Annotated in this window: 2 protein-coding genes; one reads left to right on the forward strand and one right to left on the reverse strand. The window is 74.6% G+C overall.

Annotated elements, in window-relative coordinates:
- Window positions 1–203: 203 nt before the first annotated feature.
- Window positions 204–1,064, reverse strand: coding sequence for an aminoglycoside phosphotransferase family protein (locus L0B03_RS17450; protein WP_250448228.1), 861 nt, complete (start codon window positions 1,062–1,064; stop codon window positions 204–206).
- 45 nt (window positions 1,065–1,109) lie between these two features.
- Here L0B03_RS17450 and L0B03_RS17455 point away from each other — a divergent pair, with 45 nt between their 5' ends.
- Complete coding sequence (locus tag L0B03_RS17455; RefSeq protein WP_250448230.1) at window positions 1,110–1,514, forward strand: VOC family protein; 405 nt, start codon at window positions 1,110–1,112, stop codon at window positions 1,512–1,514.
- Window positions 1,515–1,716 lie beyond the last annotated feature (202 nt).

Below are 1,716 nucleotides of genomic sequence, written 5' to 3' on the forward strand. Positions count from 1 at the left end.
CCCCAGCCGCCAGGCCCCATGCCCCCCACCCCTCGGGGCCCACCCCTCGGGGCCCACCCCCCGGGGCCCACCCCCCGGGGCCCACCCCCCGGGGCCCAGGCCGTCGAGATGTCACTTCTTGCCGGAACCCCACCACCCGAAGCGACAACAAGTGACCACTCGACGTGGCCGGAGAGGGGCGGAGGGAGTGGGGTGGGGCGGGATCACGCTCGGGGGGCGGGGTCGAGGCGTCGGGCCGCCCGGGCGAGGGCGTGGTCGCGCAGCGCGGGGTCTCCGGCGAGCTCTGCAGCAGCGGCGACCTGGAGCGGGAGGGACGCGCGGTGGACGAGCGCCCGGGCGACGACGTTTTTCGGTGCGACCTGCCGAGCGGCCTCCGCTCCGTAGGCCGCGACGACCCCGGCAAGGTCGATCGCCGGGTCGCCGACGCATGCGTGGTCCAGGTCGATCACGCCGACGACGCCCCCGCCGTCGACATGCAGGTTGAAGGGACTCAGGTCCCCGTGCACGACGACGAGGTCGACGCCGGGCTCCGCTGGGGCGACCTCGGCGCAGAGAGCCCGCGCACGCTCCCTCTGCGCCGCGCCCCACGGTGCAGTGAGCCTGGCGACGATCTCAGGCCACGCCGGTCCGCCGCACCAGTCACGAACAGGGCGGAGCCGACGCAGCGCGCCGTCGGCCCCGTGGGGTTCGGCCGCGTGGAGGCCCTCGAGCACCCGCCCGACGGCGTCCCGGGCCGCCGACCAGGGGAGCCCCTCCAGAGAGCGGCCCGGGACTGGCGTCATGGCCACCCCGCTCCAGGCGTCGCGGACCTCCACGCCGCCGATCAGTCGAGGCAAGGCCCACGGGAAGCCGATGCTCTCGAGCGCCTCGAGGTTCGCGGCTTCGGCCGTCGTACGCTCGGCGTGCCGGTGCCCGGTGGTCAGTCGAACCACGACCTCGTCACCGAGAACGGCCACGTGGTGGAAGGCGCCGTGCTTCGGTGTCATCTGGTACCACGGGAGCTCTGGCCAGACGTTCCGAGCCTCAGCCCACAACGGGCGGGTGTCCTCGGCGAGGGTGCTCACGGCGCGAGCCTGGCACAGGAGAGACGACGGGGAGGGAGCTGGATCGTGACTGGTCGCGGGGCTTTGCACCACGTCGAGATCTGGGTCGAGGACCTCGACGAGGCCAACGCGTCCTGGGTCTGGCTCCTCGAGCGGCTCGGGTACACGCTCGGCGACACCTGGCCCGAGGGGGCGAGCTGGCGGCGCGGCGCCACCTACCTGGTGTTCGAGGCCGGCCCGGATCGGCGTCCTGGCCGGCACGACCGCCGTCGAGCGGGCCTGAACCATCTGGCGTTTCACGCCGGGAGCCCGGCCGAGGTCGACCAGCTCACGGTCGAGGCGACCTCCCGCGGCTGGTCTCTCCTGTTCCCCGAGGCCCACCCCCACGCGGGCGGCCCCGCCCACTACGCCGCCTACCTGGAGAACCGCGCCGGCTTCGAGGTCGAGCTCGTCGCCACCAGCACCCCCTGAGCTCCGCCGCCCACCTTGCCGAGTGGTCACTTCTTGCCGCATCCCCGCAGCCCAAAACCGGCAAGAAGTGACCACTCGACGGAGGCTGGGCCGGAGGCTGGGCCGGAGGCTGGGCCGGAGGCTGGGCCGGAGGCTGGGCCGGAGGCTGGGCCGGAGGCTGGGCCGGAGGCTGGGCCGGAGGCTGGGCCGGAGGCTGGGCCGG

The sequence above is a fragment of the Actinotalea sp. C106 genome (assembly GCF_023630195.1).
Taxonomy (GTDB): Bacteria; Actinomycetota; Actinomycetes; order Actinomycetales; family Cellulomonadaceae; genus Actinotalea.